The sequence below is a fragment of the Singulisphaera chitinilytica genome (genome assembly GCF_049331405.1).
GTDB lineage: Bacteria > Planctomycetota > Planctomycetia > Isosphaerales > Isosphaeraceae > PoT.
On the sequence record NZ_CP186274.1, the window covers coordinates 6,928,654 to 6,943,304 of the forward strand.

Here is a 14,651-nt window from a genome sequence, read left to right on the forward strand (position 1 = left end):
CGGTCTCGCCTGTGCTCGTTCGAAGCCTAACTCAAAGTCGGCGAGGGACGACGAGAAGCTTGAGCGTGGGGGGGGCGAGGTCGCGATGCCTCTTGCCCGCGAAGCCATGAACGAGGTCGCTGCGGCCGCTCCCCCGGGTCTCTCGGACGACGACTAGCGAGGCGAAGCGGTTGCCGTCCTTGTTGAGGAACTCGACGAGCGAGCCGCCATCGATCTCGCGCATTCCCCCTAGCACCCCCTGGGCCACCTCGAAGCTCCCGAGCCTCACGACCTTCTCCGCGACGAGCTCGGCGCCTCCAGGTTGATTGGCGGGGGCGTTCTCCCAGCGGATCGAGCGCTCGTCCCAGTCGTCGAGCGCGTCGTCCTTGATGCCGTACACGCTGAAAGTCGCGTCGGGCACCTCCGACGCGAAGCCGAGGCCCGTCGGCGCGAAGACGAGGCAGAGCTTCGCCTCGACGACCTCGAGGCCTTCGAGCGAGGCGAGGTCGAAGCCGAGATAGGCCTTGCGATTGTAGTTCGGCTGCACCGTGTTCTTCACGAGCAGCAAGGCGTCGGGGCCGTCGCGCATCGGGATCGGGGGGCGGATGTACGCGTCCTTGCCTCGGCCCGTGGCCGTCGAGATCTGCACGAGACTTTGCGTGTCCCCCCCGTTTCGATTCGGGGTCGCGGCGATACCGCTTCGCTCGGCGAGAGGGTCGAACTCGGAGATCCCCTCGGGCGCGAAGCGCAGGTTCACGCCGGTCTTCATCGCCTCCACCCGCCCCGAACCGCGATGGGTCACGTCGACTCTGCCGTCGAAGACCTGGACGTCGGACGAACCCTTCTCGCGCACGTTCACGCCGAACTCGGTACCGAGGTCCTTGATCGAGGCCTCGGGCGTCTCGACGACGAAGCCGACGCCCGTTGCGGGGACCCTGCCGACGAGCCTCCCCGCGTGGAGCACGCAGCGCGAGCCGCTGACGAGTTCGAGGTCGGCGGGGCCTTCGACCGTGATCCGGACACCGCTATCGAAGGTGATCCGCGCGACCCCTTCATTGAGACGGAGTCGCCCCACGGAGAGTCTCGCGCCATCCTCCGTCGGCAGCGAGCCGCTCCCCCACTGACAGCTCGCATTGCCGCTCAACGTCGCCAAGGTTGGTTGAGTCGTCGGGCTCCGCATCCAGAATACGATGCCCAGGCCGAGCAGCAGCATCGCGGCCAATGCAGCCCAACTCACGCGGACGAGGCTTCGACGAATTGGCCTTGCAGCGAGGGCTGCGTCGTCACGAACCTCCCCTTCCCTCGCGGATCCAGGTGCGAGCAGCGAAGGGTCGGCGAGCGACCATCGGAGGATCGCGTGCTGATGAAGCGACTCGACGTAGTAACCGCGAGCGTCGGGGTCGTTGAGCACGAGGACTTCGAGCCTCAGCCGTTGCTCTTCGGTGAGTCGCCCCTCGATCGCGGCCTCGCAGAGTTCGTGCATCTCGGGAGAAAGTCGTCTCATGGGAGGTCCCCCCTCGCGAGGGTCTGGCTTACGCAGTCCTGGAGTGTCTGGCGGACGCGGCTCAAGGCGCGATAGACGGCGTCGATGGATCGGCCGAGGTCGCGGCTCATGGCCTCGATCCCCCTGCCCTCGCTGTAGCGTGAATGGAGGAGGGCTCGGTTTCGATCGGGCAACTTTTCGATGCATCGCGCGAGGATCGCCGCGCGTTCCTCGAGTCGATCCGCGTCCTGCGCCGAGGCCTCGGCGACGGCCTCGAGGAAGGCCTCGCTGAACTGGAGGCGGTCGCGTTGCTGACGCTTGCGCCAGGCGAGGGTCTGGTTCAGGGCGATCCGGCAGGCCCACGCGGCGAAGTTCGTCCCCGGCTCGAAGCGGGGGAATTCTCGCCAGAGGACGAGGTTCGTCTCTTGAATGATCTCTTCCGCGTCATTCCAATCGGGGACGAGGCTCATCACGTAGAGGAACACCCGGCGCTGGTTCTGGCCCAGCAGACGCACGAACGATTCGACCGCCTCGGGGCCGGGCTGCGGTGTCGGCGAGGCCTCTTCGGGCGCATCTAGGTCTTCGCGAATCGTTGGAGGCATCGCCGGGCTCGCGACTCCGGAGGAGATGGCCTTCGAGTTGTTGAGGGACGCTATTAAAAAGAGCCGTACAGCGAATCTTTGGACACCCCGTTTTTTTTTCGCGTCCAATTTCGACTGGATCGGCTCTCTTGAGATGACGCGGTTGCGGATCGGGTCGCGTTGACGACCCTCCTCTTGTAGAGGTCAAAGGCCGATGCGAAATCGGAGTTCACTCGGCTCGTGTCTCGACGTGCTGGCGATCCTCGCCGTCATCCTCTGCCCCTCGATTTCTCGCGGAGGCGAGAGCGATGGCGTCGACTTCTTCGAGAAGAAGATCCGCCCCGTCCTCGTCAAGGAATGCTACGCCTGCCACTCCTCCGAATCCAAGAAATTGAAGGGAGGCCTTCGCCTCGACACCCGCGCGGAGATGCTCGCCGGCGGTGACTCCGGCCCGGCCCTCGTCCCGGGGAAGCCTGAGGAGAGCCTCATCCTCGAGGCGCTCCGCTACGACGGGGTTGAGATGCCCCCGAAGGGAAAACTCTCTGCCGCCGTCGTCGCCGACTTCGAGCACTGGATCAAGGACGGTGCCCAAGACCCTCGAACCGGCCGGACGAGATCCTCACGAGGTGGAATCGACATCGAGGCCGGGCGGAAGTTCTGGGCCTATCAGCCGCCTCGTCACCGCGAGCCGCCTAACGTTGTCGATGTAGCTTGGCCACGGTCCGAGATCGATCGTTTCGTGCTGGCGAAGCTCGAGGCGAAGGGGATCAAGCCGGCACGCGATGCTTCGAAGCGCGATCTGATCCGCCGGCTCTCGTTCGACCTGCTCGGGCTCCCGCCCACCACCGAGGAGGTCGAGGCGTTCGAAAAGGATGAGTCCTCGGATGCGGTCGAGCGACTCGTCGACCGCTGGCTCGGCTCGCCCCACTTCGGCGAGCGATGGGGACGTCACTGGCTGGATGTGGTGAGGTTCGCGGAGTCGCTCACGCTCCGGGGGTTCGTCCTCAAGAATACCTGGAGATATCGAGATTACGTCATCGATGCCTTCAACGCCGATCTTCCCTACGACCAGTTCCTGCGCGAGCAGGTCGCTGGTGACTTGCTCCCTTACGAGGATCTCGAGGATCAACGGAGGAAGCAGATCGCGCCGTACTTCCTCGTCTTGGGGGATACGAATCTCGAGGAGCAGGACAAGCGGCAGCTTAGGATGGACGTCGTCGACGAGCAACTGGATACGATCGGCAAGGCCTTCCTCGCCCAGACGATCGGCTGTGCGCGTTGCCACGACCACAAGTTCGACCCGATCCCCACGCGCGACTATTACGCCCTCGCCGGGATCTTCCGCAACGTCAAGACGCTCGAACATGCCAATGTCTCGATGATCCTCGAGAAGCCCTTACCGGCGTCCCCCGAGGCCGAGGCCGAACTCGTGGAGCAGGAGCGATCCGAGGCGGCCCTGGAGGCGAGGATCAAGGAGGAGAAGGCGAAACCCGGAGCGGTATCGAGCCTGGATCGCCGCGGCCCGATCCTCGCTGGAGACCTGCCCGGGATCGTCGTGGACGACTTGCAGGCCACTCGTGTCGGCACCTGGAAGGCCTCGCAGTTCTCCGGATCGTACATCGGCGACGGCTACCTCCACGACATGAACGAGGGGCGAGGCGAGAAGTCGCTCACCTTCCATCCCGAGCTGCCCGAGGCCGGCCAATACGAAATTTGGCTAGCCTACTCGGCAGGCGACAACCGCGCGAGTGATGTCCCCGTCACGATCCTCAGCGCGGACGGCGAGAAGATCGTCCACCTCGATCAGCGTGGCAGGCCGAGCGTTCACGGCCGCTTCGCCTCGCTCGGCCAGTTCCGGTTCGAGAAGAATGGGCAGGGTTACGTCCTCGTTTCCAACGACGTGAAGCGAGGTCATGTGGTCGTCGATGCCGTGGTCTTCGTTCCAGTCGCGAAGCTCAAGGAAGCCTCGCGGCTGGCGAAGGCGAGCAAGGTCGACGAACTGACCGAGGAGTTGAAGCGGCTGCGTACCTGGGGGCCGAAGCGCGAGCAGATCTTGTCGGTGAAGGAAGAGGCGGAGATCGCCGACTCGCCGATCCACATCCGGGGGAGCGTCCACAACCTAGGCGAGGTCGTCCCTCGAGGGTTCCTCCGCGTGGCGAGCGTCGAGGGCACTCCTGCCTTCGCGAAGGGTGAGAGCGGCCGTCGCGAACTCGCGGATTGGTTGTGTGACCGGGCCAATCCCCTAACGGCACGCGTCATCGTGAATCGCGTCTGGGGCTGGCTCTTCGGCGAAGGTCTGGTGGGTTCGACCGACAATTTCGGGACGACCGGAGATTTGCCGTCGCACCCCGAACTCCTCGACGAACTCGCGGTGAGGTTCATGGAGGATGGCTGGTCGATCAAGACGCTCGTGCGGCGGATCGTCCTCTCCCGCGCTTACCAACTCTCGACCGAGGCCGAGCCGGATGCTCAGGCCTCGGCTCCGGAACCGCGGTTTCTCTCCAGAAGGATGCGACGTCGGCTCGATGCCGAATCGATTCGCGACGCGATCTTGAGCGTGAGCGGTCAGCTCCGATCCGAGATGAAGGGCCCCGGCTATCCTCGCGACCTCGCCGCCGACTATGGCTTCGATAAGGTCGACGCCAGGCGCAGCGTCTATGCCCCCGTCTTGCGCAATGCCTTGCCCGAGCTCTTCGCGACGTTCGATTTCGCCGATCCCGGGATGGTCGTTGGCCGCCGCAACGTCAGTACGGTCGCGCCGCAGGCCCTTTTCCTCCTGAACCACCCCTTCATCGTGGAGCAGTCCGGATTGTCCGCGAGCCGGCTCCTCGAACAAGCCGGCATGGATGACGAGGGGCGACTGACCAGGGCCTTCCGGCTCGCGTTAGGTCGGCCTCCGACGGATCCCGAGCGGCAGCTCGCCCGACGGTTCCTCGGCTCGGAGCCGAAGGTCGGCGACTGGGCCTTGCTCTTCCAGGCCCTCTTCGCGTCGATCGATTTCCGTTATGTGAATTGATGGTTCCGAACCCCGAGCGGAGGCGAGAGACGTGGCCCAACCGATCAGCCGACGGACCCTGTTGCAAAACGCCGCCTGCGGTTTCGGTTCCATCGCGCTGGCCGGCCTCGCCGCCGAGCGAGCCCTGGCCGAGTCGCACGACCCCCTCGCTGCTCGCCCGGGGCACTTCCTCCCGAGAGCCAAGCGGGTCATCTTCCTCTTCATGCAAGGGGGCGTGAGCCAGGTCGACTCGTACGACTACAAGCCCCTGCTCGCCCGGCAAGACGGCAAGCAGATGGACTTCGATGACGCCCGGGCGCTCGCGAACACGGGGAGACGTGGCGGCTCCCAGCGCGTCCTCAATTCCCCCTGGCATTTCCAGCAGCATGGCGAGTGCGGCCGCTGGGGCTCCGACCTCTTCCCCGAGATGAACCGGCACGTCGACGACCTCTGCTTCATTCATTCGATGCACACCGAGGGGGTCGCCCACGGCCCTGCCACGCTCTTCCTCCATTGCGGCGCGAGCAATGCCGTGCGCCCTTCGATCGGCTCGTGGCTCCTCTACGGCCTCGGGACCGAGAACGCGAACCTCCCCGGCTTCGTGACGATCTCGCCGTCATTCGGTAACGGCGGGGCTCGCAATTACGGCAACGCCTTCTTGCCGGCCGTCTACCAGGGGACGCCGCTCGGCAAGGCGGGGGCCTCGGCGTCTCTGGCTCGGATCCGCAACCTCGACAACTCGCGGCAATCCTCGGTTGACCGCCGTCGTCAATTCGAACTCCTCCGCGAGCTCAACGCCGAGCAGATCAAGGCGACCCCCGGCGAGTCCGAACTCGAGGCCGTGATCGCCTCGTACGAGCTCGCCTGGCGGATGCAGTCGCACGCCCCCGAGGTCCTCGAACTCTCGGACGAGAGCGCCGAGACGAAGGCGCTTTATGGCATCGGCGACTCGACCACCGACAACTTCGGGCGGCAATGCTTGCTGGCCCGGCGCCTCTGCGAATCGGGGGTGCGCTTCGTCCAGGTTACCTACGGCGACAACACAGCGAACCCCGCCTGGGATCAGCATTCGAACCTGGAGAAGCACGAGGTCCACGCCCGCGCCGTGGATCGGCCGATCGCGGGCCTGCTCACAGACCTGAAACGCCGAGGCCTGCTCGAGGACACGTTGGTCTGGTGGGGTAGCGAGTTCGGCCGGACCCCTTATGCCGAGCGTAACGGGACCGGTCGCGACCACAACCCGAACGGCTTCACCGTCTGGCTGGCCGGCGCGGGGGTCAAGCCCGGCTTTGCCCTCGGGGCCACGGATGAGTTCGGGCAGATGGCCGTGCAGGACAAGGTCCACATGCACGACCTCCACGCCACGATCCTCCACCTCCTCGGCCTCGACCACGAGGCCCTCACCTACCGCTACAACGGCCGCCCCTTCCGGCTGACCGACGTCTCGGGGACGGTGATCCGCGAAATCTTCTCATAAGCCGGGTCGACTTGTCGAAATCGCTCATACTGATGTGGTGACGTGAAAGCCCCCTGCTCTTTCCCTACCGAAGTGCGCGGGTGAGGCTTGATCCTCCCGCTCGATATATCGCCATCTTAACGAAGGCCCATGTCCTCACGCGTCATCATCGATCGACATGTCGGAAGAATCGGGCGGAGTGAGTTCTTGGACTCGGATCGCTCAGTGAGAGGTCATAGGAGTCCGTAGGCGGCCGCTCGGATCTCCCGGACGGCCAGGCCGAGCACCTCTCGAGATGCCGTCGACCTGAAGCCGACTTCCTCGCTTTCCAACCTCAACAACGACTCCATCGCCTGAACGAGCGGGGTCGGGGCCATGGCTCCTTCCGGGATCTCCTTGGAAGGCGGCAGGGCTTCGAGGAACGGGAGCAGGTCGTTCATCTGACTATTCTGGATCCGATCCAGGAGCGACTCCGTCAGGTCTTCGCAGATTTCCGTGAGAGTGAACTGGGCGTAGTCAAGGGTGCCATCGGCCTTCAAAGGCGGCTTCGTCCCAATCCTGCTCATCCGAAACGGCCTCCTGAATAGCGTCCGACTTCGACGAAAGGTTTTCGCGTTCGAGCGCCATCGTCTCGAACGAATTCCAAATTACCATTTCGGCGGACTTGGAGCTTTAAGCAAAGAGTCTGATTCTGGCGAGAGCCAGGTTTGACTTTCAAATTCGCCCGCCGATCAGAATGTCCCGCTTCGCTAGTACAGGGTCTCTCGTGTACCTGGTGAATGGCTGACTGCCAAATTGGGGTTAGATGGAGAAGTAATTTATGGTGACTGCCGATTTGGCGGTCGCGGTCATGGCATAATTTCTCGCATCGGGATCCTCTAAGTTATTGTAGAAGTTCTATTTAAAGTTCTAATGTCGATTTGGCATTCGGCTTGCTGACTACAGTTTGGACATGAAAGCCACGATGACGACAAACCCGTCAAAGCGAGGCTTTCACGGACGATTATCAATATCCATTGCCGCCATTTTGGCGGAAGACAAGAGCGAGGGAATGACCATGTTTCCAGTGGTACGCAGAAATTGGCAGCCTGTCGTCGATCGGGACGGCCTGAATCGGCTCGCGGATGTGGAGCGGGTCTTCGATCGGTTCTTCGGCACGGATGGCGGGAGCTTGCCCACTTCGCCGACCAGGGCCCCGTTGTCGATCTGGGAGGATGCCGATCGGTTCCACGTCGAGGCGGAGGTGCCCGGAGTCCGGGAGTCGGACCTCGAGGTCACCGTCCATAAGGGTGTGCTCACGATTCATGCCGATCGCAAGCCGGTCGAGGGGCGGACCTACGTCTACAACGGCCGAGGCAACGGCCAGTATGACTGGACCGTGAAGCTGCCCGAGACCGTCGCGGGCGACACCGTCTCGGCGACCCTGTTCCAGGGTGTTCTACACGTCGAGCTGGCCAAGGCCGTCGAGGCGCAGCCGAAGAAGATCGCCGTCCAGGTTCAGTGAGCGTCGCTCCCACGCCTCAAAGCCGGTTCGGCTAGGGGTGGAGAAACATTCGAGTGAGGAGCCAGGTTGGTCTTCATGGGGATTTCATAAAGGGCTGAGGGTCGGCTTTAGATATGCTGTCGATTTGCCTGCGACGGCGACTGTAATGCAAGCGAAACCCTCTGGAACCGCCGGTCCTGGCATCCAGAGGGTTTTGTGTTGGGCCCGCGAGTCGCCCGTCGATGAGCGTCCATTTGGTCGCAATCTTGGGGCATGTTGACGCGAGTGCTTCTCGGTGGACTTGAAGCAGGGTCGAGAATGCCTTAACTTGAGCGGGGCAAATGGTCGGCCGCCAAAGCGTGGTGCGGCGTCCGTTGGTTGTGGCATGCGAAGATACCGGCGCATCCGGCTCGACACGGGTCGAGGGATCGTCGGCTGAGGAGGTAGCAGCGATCACGATGTACGTACCCAAGAAGCTCTTCTTCACCAAAGGGGTAGGAACTCACCGCGAGAAGTTGACCAGCTTCGAACTGGCTCTCCGGGATGCCAATATTGCTTGCTACAACCTGGTCCGCGTCTCCAGCATCTTCCCGCCGCACTGTGACGTCGTCTCGATCGAGGAAGGTCTCACCCACCTGTCTCCCGGCCAGATCGTGCACTGCGTGATGAGCGAGAGCGCCACCGCGGAGCCGAACCGCCTGATCGCTGCCAGCGTCGGCGTCGCCATCCCGCGCGAGCGCAGCCAGTTCGGCTACCTGTCTGAGCACCACTCGTACGGCGAGACCGAGAAAGTCGCGGCGGACTATGCCGAAGACCTCGCCGCCGAGATGCTCGCGACGGTTCTCGGCATCGAGTTCAATCCGGATAGCTCGTGGGATGAGAAGCGCGAGATCTGGAAGCTCGCCGACGTCATCGCCGACTCGCGCGAAGTGACGGCCTCGGCCGTCGGGCACAAGGGTGGCCACTGGACCACCGTCGTCGCCGCCGCCATCCTCCTGCCGTGAGCGCGTTTCGCGGGAATAGTCAGGAGACGCAACGACGATGACCACGAACGACCCCACGAAGCTTACCGTGCTCCAGCAGGTCAGCCAGCATCGGATCGCACCCCCCGCGGTGACGGGCTCGGTGCTGGCGGCCGACCTGATCGACCAGGCGTTCCTCAGCTATAACGGCGGGAGGCTACGCGAGGTCTGCCAGGTCTTCACGCGCAAGCTGCTCGAGCCCGATTGCACGGTCGGCCTCACCATCTCCGGAGCCCTGACACCCGCAGGGCTCGGGATGAGCTCGCTGATTCCGCTGGTGAAGGCCGGCTTCGTCGACTGGATCGTGTCGACCGGGGCCAACCTCTACCACGACACGCATTACGCGCTCGACCTGCCGCTCCACCAGAGCCGGCCGAATCTCGACGACTTTCAGCTCCGCGAAAACGACATCATCCGGATCTACGACATCGTCTTCGACTATGCGACGCTGCTCGACACGGATGCCTTCTATCGCGAGCTGATCCAGAACGAGACCTTCGCCCGTTCGATGGGCACGGCCGAGTTCCACTACGAGGTCGGCCGCTACCTTCATGCCCGGTCCCAGGCCTTGGGCGGCAAGCCCGGCAACAGCCTTCTCGCCGCGGCTTACGAGGCCGGGGTGCCGATCTACACGTCGAGCCCGGGCGACAGCTCGATCGGCATGAACCTCGCCGCCCTGAGCTTGCAGGAAGGCAGGCTCCAGATCGACTCCCTGCGAGACGTCAACGAGACGGCCGCGATCGTCTACGACGCCAAGCAGAAGGGGGGGACGTCGGGGGTCCTGATCCTCGGCGGCGGCAGCCCCAAGAACTTCATCCTCCAGACCGAGCCGCAGATCCAGGAAGTGCTCGGGTTGGCGGAGAGCGGTCACGACTACTTCCTCCAGATCACCGACGCCCGCCCCGACACCGGAGGTCTCTCCGGCGCCACGGCGAGCGAGGCCATGACCTGGGGCAAGGTCGACCCCGACCGACTCCCGGACTCGGTGACCTGCTACACCGATAGCACGATCGCCCTGCCACTCCTGACCGCCTACGCACTGGCCAGGCGCGAGCCGAGGCCCTTGCGGCGGCTGTACGATCGTCGGGTCGAGATGTACGACGCACTCCGCTCGGAATATCTCAAACGGCTCGAGGGTGGAGATCGCCCCGATCCCTCGGCGCGGAAGAAACTGGGCTGAGGCGGCTTCGGCCGCCCTCTTCTCGTGTCATCACGAACCCGCACTCTCGCGATCGATCCCGGATCACCCGATCCTTCGGCCATCACCGAGGCCGCCCGAGTCTTGCGCTCGGGCGGCCTCGTCGCGTTCGCGACAGAGACGGTCTACGGCCTCGGTGCCGACGCCACCAACCCCGAGGCCGTCGCGAGGATCTTCGAAGCCAAAGGCCGACCCAGCTTCAACCCCCTGATCGTGCATGTACACGACCTGGCCCTCGCCCGAGCCTGTGTCACCGAATGGCCGGAGCGGGCCGAGCGACTCGCGAAGAGGTTCTGGCCGGGCCCCCTCACTCTGCTCTTGCCGAGGTCAGCGATCATCCCCGACATCGTCACCGCCGGTCGGGGCACGGTCGGCGTGCGGATGCCCGCCTCACCCTTGGCTTGTGCCCTGATCGAGGCCACGGGCCGCCCCATCGCCGCCCCCAGCGCCAACCGGTCGACCGGCATCTCCCCCACCGAGGCCTGGCACGTTCAAAAGGATCTTGATGGCAAGATCGACATGATCCTCGACGGCGGCAAGACGAACGTGGGGATCGAGTCCACCGTCCTCGACCTCTCGTGCGATCCTCCGCGCGTCCTGAGGCCGGGCTCTGTCACCATCGAGCAGTTGAGCCTGGAACTTGGCGAGGAAGTCCTCGGCCCAGGGCCTGCCGGCGAAAAGCCGATTGCACACTCCAGCCCTGGCCAGATGCTGGTCCACTACGCGCCGACGACCCCGACCTATCGCGTCGAACGCATGGGCTCGCCCCCCCTGCCCTCATCAGGAAACTCTCACTGGGGGCTGATCATGCTCGGCGATCCGCTCGGAGAGGAATCCTCGACGAAAGGGCCGGCGCATCACATCCGTCTGCGAACACCCGCCGAGGCCGAAGCGGGGCTCTATGCCTCGCTCCACGACCTCGACTCGCGTCGGCTCGACTTCCTGATCCTCCTCTTCCCGCCCGACGAGCCTGAATGGCTCGCGATCCGGGATCGGGCCTGGCGTGCTTCCAAGCCCTGGCCCGAGGCGGGCCATCAACTATAGAGGGTACGCCCTTCAGATCCCGTTCATGGGAACAGGAATCGTTGATCGTTGAAGAGCGTGTCGTCACTCTCATCGGGCAAAGGCTCGGAAAGCCCGATGTGGGTGTAGGCCTTGGCGGTGGCGCGACGGCCTCGAGGGGTCCTGACGATGAAGTGCCGGCGGAGGAGGAACGGCTCGACCTCGTCGGTGAGCGTATCGACGGAGAGGCTCATGGTAGCCGCGAGGGCTTCGGCCCCTGTGGGCCCGCCGCCGAAGACGTTGATGAGCGTCTCGAGGTAGCGACGGTCCTGCTTGTCCATGCCCTCGGGGTCGACCTCCTGCATCGTCAGGGCGTCCTGGGCGATCTGCAGGGTGATGTTGCCGTCGGCGCGGGCGGTGGCGAAGTCGCGGACCCAGCGCAGGCGGGCGTTGGCAAGTCGAGGTGTCCCTCGGCTCCGCTGGGCGAGCTCCCAGGCGGCGTCGGGGGTGATCGTCGTCTTGAGCTTCTCGGCGTTGATGGAGACGATCTTGGCGAGCTCGTCGACCTCGTAGAACTCGAGGTGCTCGTGCATGTGGAAGCGATCGCGCAAAGGCCCCGAGAGCATGCCGCTCCGCGTCGTCGCGCCGATGATCGTGAACTTCTTCAGAGGGAGATTGATCGTCCTGGCCGAGATGCCCTCGCCCAGAACGACGTCCACCCGGAAGTCTTCCATCACCGGGTAGATGAACTCCTCGACGGTCTTTGGAAGGCGGTGGATCTCGTCGATGAAGAGGATCGAGCCTTCCGACGCGTTGGTCAGATAGGGCATGACGTCCATCTTCTTGTCGAGCGCGGGGCCGCTCGTCATGTTCAGCTCGACGCCGAGCTCGTTGTGGAGCACGGTGGCGAACGTCGTCTTCCCCAAACCTGGGGGGCCGTCGAAGAGGATGTGCGGCAGCGGTTCGTTGCGCTTCTTCGAGGCCTGGAGGGCGATGGACAGCCGCTCGGCGACGTTGCGCTGGCCGATGATCTCGATGAGCCGCTTGGGCCTCAGTTTTTCATCAAGGGGATCGACCGCGGGCTCTGCCTCGTTCTTGCGGCGAGGCGGGTCGGGTGGTCCTCCCTGCTGTCCGGTGATGATGGGCTCTCGCATTGTGGACTCATCCCTTTGTATGAGTTCGGTCGATCCATCGCCTGGCCTTGGGAGCGCCGGGTCAGTCGGCTTCCCGCGTCTGCTGATAGATGGCGTCGATCATGTCCGCCACCGTCTTGTACTTCTTGCGTCCGGTCAGGACGCGGTCGATCGCCGCCCTGGCCTGGCTCTCCGTGTGGCCGACCGAGAGCAAGGCTGCGTAGGTGTCGCGGATGACGTCGGGCTCGGCGTTCTCGGGCGAGCCGTTGGTCGCCGCCGCGGCCGCTTCCGGCTCCTGCCCGACGATCAGGGCATACCGGCCGACCTTGCGCCTGAGCTTCGCCACGATGCGCTCGGCCGTGGCCTCGCCGATGCCGGGGTAGGTGGCCAGCATCTTCACGTCCTGGTCCTGGATCGTCCTGGCGAGTTCACGGACGGGCCTCACCATCGCACGCAGGGCCTTGCGGACGCCCACGCCGTCGACCGAGCAGAAGATGTCGAAGAACTCGCGATCGACCGCCGAGAGGAACCCGACGAGGCGAGGGGTCATTCTCCCTCCCATCGCATTCCCTTCGATATAGAAGATCGTGTGTAACGAGACGAGCTCTCCGAGCCTCGTCTGCAACTGCCGACGCGTGTGCTCGGGGATCAGGATGGAGATCTCCATCGGATCGACCGCCAGCGTCAGCTCCTCGTCGGTCACCGTGCGGAGAATGCCTCGAATTTGGCTGATCACGAGAAGCACCCTCCTGATGGACTGATCAATCGATCCGTGGATTCTGTCGGTTTGTTCACTATTATGCCGCGTCCCTCGCGCAGCTGCAAGAGCGGGTCTGCCTCGGAGTTTATCGTCAGGCAGCGGGCGTGAGGGGCTCATTTCTTGAGGAATGTATCGACCATTCGGGCATTCTTGGTTGAGGCCGTATCAAGGGCGGGATCTTGGGGTGAGGAGCGGTGTGGTTCCGAGGGAATGTCCTCGACCGTATTTGTTCGTGAATCCTCGACCCCACTGGACTTACGTCGCGCCAGATCAGGCCGGTCGGCCGAAAATCTCGTAGAGATGCCTTGTGTCCGCTTGCTGGATCGATCTTACTTGTACGGGACCCATCGGGTTGTGGACTGCCACGGGGAAGGCGACGGACGATCGCCCTCTGATTGTCACGAGGACCGGGAGGCCCCCCAGGGATACCCGATGTCTCGAATTTTGGTTGTCGAAGATAGCCCGACGCAGGCCCTCGAGATGGAGGCTTTGCTCGAGGATGCGGGCTACAGCGTGTCCGTCGTCGACAACGGCAGCGACGCCCTGAGCAGCGTCCGCTACTCGCCGCCCGACCTCGTGGTGACCGACCTCGAGCTGCCCGGGATGGACGGGCTGACTCTGATCGAGACGTTCAAGAAGGATTATCCGTTCATACCCGTCGTCCTCGTGACCGCGCACGGCAGCGAGGACCTCGTCGTCCGCGCATTGCGTGCCGGGGCGGCCAGCTACGTCCCCAAGCGGCTCCTGACGCGAGACCTGATCCCGACGCTCAAGGACGTGCTGGACATCGCCGTGGGGCGTGTCCGTCGCCAGCAGATCGCCCGCTCGATGACTCGCGTCGAGTCCCGCTTCGTCCTCGACAACGACTCCTCGCTCATCACCCCGCTCGTCCGGCACATCGAGGAAGACCTCGCGGCGATGAAATTCAGCGACCCGACGACATTGACCCGCGTCGGCGTGGCACTCCGCGAGGCCCTCGTCAACGCGATCGAGCACGGCAACCTCGAGCTCGATTCCGAGATGCGGCAGGGCGGCGGCCGGGCGTATCGCGACCTCGCCAATCAGCGCAGGCAGGAATCCCCCTACAACGAGCGAGCGGTCCACTTCACGTCGATCGTCTCGCCGACCGAAGCTATCTTCATCATCAAGGACGACGGCCCGGGCTTCGACCCGACGAGTCTCGTCGACCCCACGGAAACGTCTCAGCTCCTGAGAGAGAGCGGCCGGGGGATTTTCCTCATCAAGGCCTTCATGGACGAGGTCTCGTTCAACGCGGCCGGGAACGAGATCACGATGAAGAAGAAGGCCTCTTCCCGTCCGAGTTGAAGCCTTTCGACGGCTTCCTTGATGCCCTTATTTTTATTCGCCTTGATCGGCATTGATCGGCCTCGTGCCTGCCCCAGACCTCCCGCCTGATAGCTCCCTCAGATAGTTGGCGACGTCGTACCCCCCCCTTCGCCTCGAAGATCGGACGTCGAGTGCCTGCTTCTCCTCGGCACGGCTCTCCGCATGGTGAGTCGGGGCAGTTTCGAGGTTCGTCGACCCGAGGGCTCCATTGA

12 protein-coding genes are annotated in these 14,651 nt (G+C 64.1%); 7 read left to right on the forward strand and 5 right to left on the reverse strand.

Annotation, left to right across the window (positions count from 1 at the left end; translation table 11 throughout):
* Window positions 1-31: 31 nt before the first annotated feature.
* Both ACOYYX_RS27150 and ACOYYX_RS27155 read right to left on the reverse strand, forming a co-directional pair.
* Entirely contained in the window at window positions 32-1,483 is a 1,452-nt protein-coding gene (locus tag ACOYYX_RS27150; RefSeq protein ID WP_422925527.1) for a DNRLRE domain-containing protein, read from the reverse strand.
* Window positions 1,480-2,064 (reverse strand): sigma-70 family RNA polymerase sigma factor, encoded by a 585-nt coding sequence (locus tag ACOYYX_RS27155; protein WP_422925529.1) that lies wholly within the window; start codon window positions 2,062-2,064, stop codon window positions 1,480-1,482. The genes ACOYYX_RS27150 and ACOYYX_RS27155 overlap by 4 nt, the downstream gene beginning before the upstream one ends.
* Before the next feature lie 193 nt (window positions 2,065-2,257).
* Between ACOYYX_RS27155 and ACOYYX_RS27160 the strand changes: the two genes are divergently transcribed.
* Both ACOYYX_RS27160 and ACOYYX_RS27165 read left to right on the forward strand, forming a co-directional pair.
* A complete protein-coding gene (locus ACOYYX_RS27160) occupies window positions 2,258-5,059 on the forward strand; it encodes a DUF1553 domain-containing protein (protein ID WP_422925531.1) in 2,802 nt (933 codons plus the stop codon).
* Between the two features lie 31 nt (window positions 5,060-5,090).
* Window positions 5,091-6,515 (forward strand): DUF1501 domain-containing protein, encoded by a 1,425-nt coding sequence (locus tag ACOYYX_RS27165; RefSeq protein WP_422925533.1) that lies wholly within the window; start codon window positions 5,091-5,093, stop codon window positions 6,513-6,515.
* A 212-nt stretch (window positions 6,516-6,727) separates the two neighbouring features.
* On the opposite strand, the gene ACOYYX_RS27170 is transcribed toward ACOYYX_RS27165, so the two are convergent.
* The gene (locus tag ACOYYX_RS27170; RefSeq protein WP_422925535.1) at window positions 6,728-7,060 is read right to left on the reverse strand and encodes a hypothetical protein; all 333 of its coding nucleotides are present in this window, start codon (window positions 7,058-7,060) and stop codon (window positions 6,728-6,730) included.
* 485 nt (window positions 7,061-7,545) lie between these two features.
* Here ACOYYX_RS27170 and ACOYYX_RS27175 point away from each other — a divergent pair, with 485 nt between their 5' ends.
* The 4 genes from ACOYYX_RS27175 (at window position 7,546) to ACOYYX_RS27190 (ending at window position 11,241) form a co-directional block, all read left to right on the forward strand.
* Entirely contained in the window at window positions 7,546-7,998 is a 453-nt protein-coding gene (locus ACOYYX_RS27175; RefSeq protein ID WP_422925537.1) for an Hsp20/alpha crystallin family protein, read from the forward strand.
* Window positions 7,999-8,435: 437 nt separating this feature from the next.
* Window positions 8,436-8,981, forward strand: a complete 546-nt coding sequence (locus ACOYYX_RS27180) for a pyruvoyl-dependent arginine decarboxylase (RefSeq protein WP_422925539.1) — start codon at window positions 8,436-8,438, stop codon at window positions 8,979-8,981.
* Window positions 8,982-9,018: 37 nt separating this feature from the next.
* Window positions 9,019-10,179: a homospermidine biosynthesis protein gene (locus ACOYYX_RS27185; protein ID WP_422925541.1), complete on the forward strand. Its 1,161-nt coding sequence runs from the start codon at window positions 9,019-9,021 to the stop codon at window positions 10,177-10,179.
* A 24-nt stretch (window positions 10,180-10,203) separates the two neighbouring features.
* Window positions 10,204-11,241, forward strand: coding sequence for an L-threonylcarbamoyladenylate synthase (locus ACOYYX_RS27190; RefSeq protein ID WP_422925543.1), 1,038 nt, complete (start codon window positions 10,204-10,206; stop codon window positions 11,239-11,241).
* A 23-nt stretch (window positions 11,242-11,264) separates the two neighbouring features.
* Here the strand turns inward: ACOYYX_RS27190 and ruvB are convergent, their stop codons facing one another.
* Both ruvB and ruvA read right to left on the reverse strand, forming a co-directional pair.
* Complete coding sequence (gene ruvB, locus ACOYYX_RS27195; protein WP_422925546.1) at window positions 11,265-12,353, reverse strand: Holliday junction branch migration DNA helicase RuvB; 1,089 nt, start codon at window positions 12,351-12,353, stop codon at window positions 11,265-11,267.
* A 61-nt stretch (window positions 12,354-12,414) separates the two neighbouring features.
* Window positions 12,415-13,068, reverse strand: a complete 654-nt coding sequence (gene ruvA / locus ACOYYX_RS27200) for a Holliday junction branch migration protein RuvA (protein ID WP_422925548.1) — start codon at window positions 13,066-13,068, stop codon at window positions 12,415-12,417.
* A 456-nt stretch (window positions 13,069-13,524) separates the two neighbouring features.
* Here ruvA and ACOYYX_RS27205 point away from each other — a divergent pair, with 456 nt between their 5' ends.
* On the forward strand, window positions 13,525-14,418 hold the full coding sequence (locus tag ACOYYX_RS27205) for a response regulator (RefSeq protein WP_422925550.1): 894 nt from the start codon (window positions 13,525-13,527) through the stop codon (window positions 14,416-14,418).
* Window positions 14,419-14,651: the final 233 nt, after the last annotated feature.

Bases quoted from the DNA above. Each gene is read 5' to 3' on its own strand.
- ACOYYX_RS27150 (WP_422925527.1), bottom strand. From the start codon at position 1,483: ATGAGACGACTTTCTCCCGAGATGCACGAACTCTGCGAGGCCGCGATC.
- ACOYYX_RS27205 (WP_422925550.1), top strand. From the start codon at position 13,525: ATGTCTCGAATTTTGGTTGTCGAAGATAGCCCGACGCAGGCCCTCGAG.
- ruvB (WP_422925546.1), bottom strand. From the start codon at position 12,353: ATGCGAGAGCCCATCATCACCGGACAGCAGGGAGGACCACCCGACCCG.
- ACOYYX_RS27170 (WP_422925535.1), bottom strand. From the start codon at position 7,060: ATGAGCAGGATTGGGACGAAGCCGCCTTTGAAGGCCGATGGCACCCTT.
- ACOYYX_RS27155 (WP_422925529.1), bottom strand. From the start codon at position 2,064: ATGCCTCCAACGATTCGCGAAGACCTAGATGCGCCCGAAGAGGCCTCG.
- ACOYYX_RS27185 (WP_422925541.1), top strand. From the start codon at position 9,019: ATGACCACGAACGACCCCACGAAGCTTACCGTGCTCCAGCAGGTCAGC.
- ACOYYX_RS27175 (WP_422925537.1), top strand. From the start codon at position 7,546: ATGACCATGTTTCCAGTGGTACGCAGAAATTGGCAGCCTGTCGTCGAT.
- ACOYYX_RS27160 (WP_422925531.1), top strand. From the start codon at position 2,258: ATGCGAAATCGGAGTTCACTCGGCTCGTGTCTCGACGTGCTGGCGATC.
- ACOYYX_RS27180 (WP_422925539.1), top strand. From the start codon at position 8,436: ATGTACGTACCCAAGAAGCTCTTCTTCACCAAAGGGGTAGGAACTCAC.